The following is a 2,055-nucleotide window of genomic DNA, read 5'->3' as shown; positions in this document are numbered from 1 at the left end:
TCTCCAGAGTGGATCGAAAGAAAACGAGAAAGCCGCAACTGCGGCCTCTTCGCTATATTTCAGAGCTTGCGGCAGTTTGCCGGCCCGCCTTATCAGCCCAGCACGCCTGCGGCTGCAGGCGCGGACCTACAACAGAGGGACGACCGCCCCGCAGGCTGCGGGCATGAAAATGGCCCTTGCTGAGCAAGGTCCCCTGCCCTCCCGGGTGGGGGCACTTTTCAGCTTGTGGCGGCCTGGCGATGAAAAAAGGCCCCGCAGGGCCTGTCGCCATGGAACAGGTCCACGCGGGACCTGTCGGGCACGCGCCGCCGTTACTTGCCGCCAGCACCCGCCGGGGCCTGCGCGGGATTCTTCTCCTCGGACTCCGACTGGGACATTCCGGTGGAGCGGGAATGCACGGGCGGCGTGCCTTCCATGCCGTCGCGCGATCCTGCGCGCACCGCCGGTGCCTGTGCGGGCTTGCTCACATCGGACTGCGATTGTGACTCGCCTCTGGATGGGGAATAACGTGGCATGCCGTCTCGCGAGCCGGAGCGCACCGCGGGCGCCTGGGCCGGATGCGTCACTTCGGATTGGGATTGGGAGATTCCGGCGGCACCAGCCGGGGGCGGCGTCTGTGCGTTGACCGCGCCAAAGGAACACACAGCGGTGGCACACAGCGCCATTTGCAGGGAGCGGGACCAGGTGGTTGATTTCATGGTGTTTTTCTCCAGACTGAAAGAACACGATCGAGAGGGATTCCGGAAAGGAATGGCAACCTCTTGGACGCGTGCCTCAGCTTGGGGCCGTACATTTTGAAGCCTTATCAGCCCAGCCCCCCTGCGAGTGAAGGTGCGAACCTACACCTTGCCGCATCAGCCCGCCGCGGGCGCAAACCACGCATCCACGCCGGCCGCGAGGCGCTCGAAGACGCTGTCCAGCGTCGGCGCGTGCGCGCCCAGCAAGGCCTGCACGACGGCGGCGTTCTCGAACATGCCATGCCAGTAGCTCGCCAGAATGCGGCCGTCGGCGCTTTGCCAGACCAGGCCCGGCACGCGTTCGTACACGCCCATGCCCGCGGCCACCATGTCGCCCCGCACGCGCGTGCTGCCATGGTGGATTTCGTAGACCTGCATGTCGACGCCCGACAGCGCCTGCCAGGGCGCGTCAAGCTGCGGCATGCGCACTTCGGCGCGCAGCAGCCGCTTGTCGGCCTCGAACACCGTGACCAGCGGCAGCAGGCCCAGCCCGGCCTCGTTGCCGTCTACGCCGTGCAGATCGATCAAGGCTTCGCCCAGCATCTGCAGGCCGCCGCAGATGCCCCAGAGCCGGCCGCCCTGCGCCACATGCGCCGTGAGCGCGGCGTCCAGCCCCTGGCGGCGCAGCCAGCGCAGGTCGCTGGCCGTGGCCTTGGAGCCCGGAAGAATCACCCAGTCCACGCCCTGCAGCTGGGCCGGGCTGCGCGCCCAGACCAGGCGCACGCCGGGAACGTTGATCAATGGCTGGAACTCGTCAAGATTGCTCGCGCGCGGGTAGGCGATCACCGCCACCGTGGTGTGCACCACGGCGCTGGCGTCGAGGTCGTCGGCGCCGGCGTCATAGACACCGTCCTCTTCGGGCAGGCCATGGCGCGCGATCCGGGGAATGGTCGCCACGACCGGCACGCCGGTCAGGTCTTCGAGCATCTGCGGGCCGGGCGCGAGCAGGCGCGCGTCGCCGCGGAACTTGTTGAGCACGAAGCCGCGGATCAGCGCCTGCTCCTCGGCGGGCAGCAACGCCCAGGTGCCGTACAGATGCGCGAACGCGCCGCCGCGGTCTATGTCGCTGACCAGCAGGCAATGCGCCTGCGCATGGCGCGCGACGCGCATGTTGACGACATCGCTGCCGTGCAGATTGATCTCGGCGGGCGAGCCCGCGCCTTCGATGATCACCACGTCGTTCTCGCTGCGCAGCGCGTCCAGCGCCTGCGCGATGCGCGGCCAGACATGGGCGCTGCGCTCGCGCCAGGGCAGTTGCGTGAGCTGGCTGTCGACCTGACCCAGCATCACCACCTGGCTGCGCATGTCGGCTTCGGGC

2 protein-coding genes are annotated in these 2,055 nt (G+C 68.2%); both read right to left on the bottom strand.

Annotated elements, in window-relative coordinates:
• Positions 1–311: 311 nt before the first annotated feature.
• Positions 312–698, bottom strand: a complete 387-nt coding sequence (locus D3H34_RS34100; protein WP_147400560.1) for a hypothetical protein — start codon at positions 696–698, stop codon at positions 312–314.
• A 156-nt stretch (positions 699–854) separates the two neighbouring features.
• Positions 855–2,055: cobyric acid synthase (locus D3H34_RS32015; RefSeq protein WP_119558803.1), on the bottom strand; the 1,201-nt coding region annotated here is incomplete at its 5' end.

The sequence above is a fragment of the Acidovorax cavernicola genome, assembly GCF_003581445.1.
Note: the sequence above shows the minus strand (reverse complement) of the source record. Positions and strands in the feature narration are given on the sequence as shown.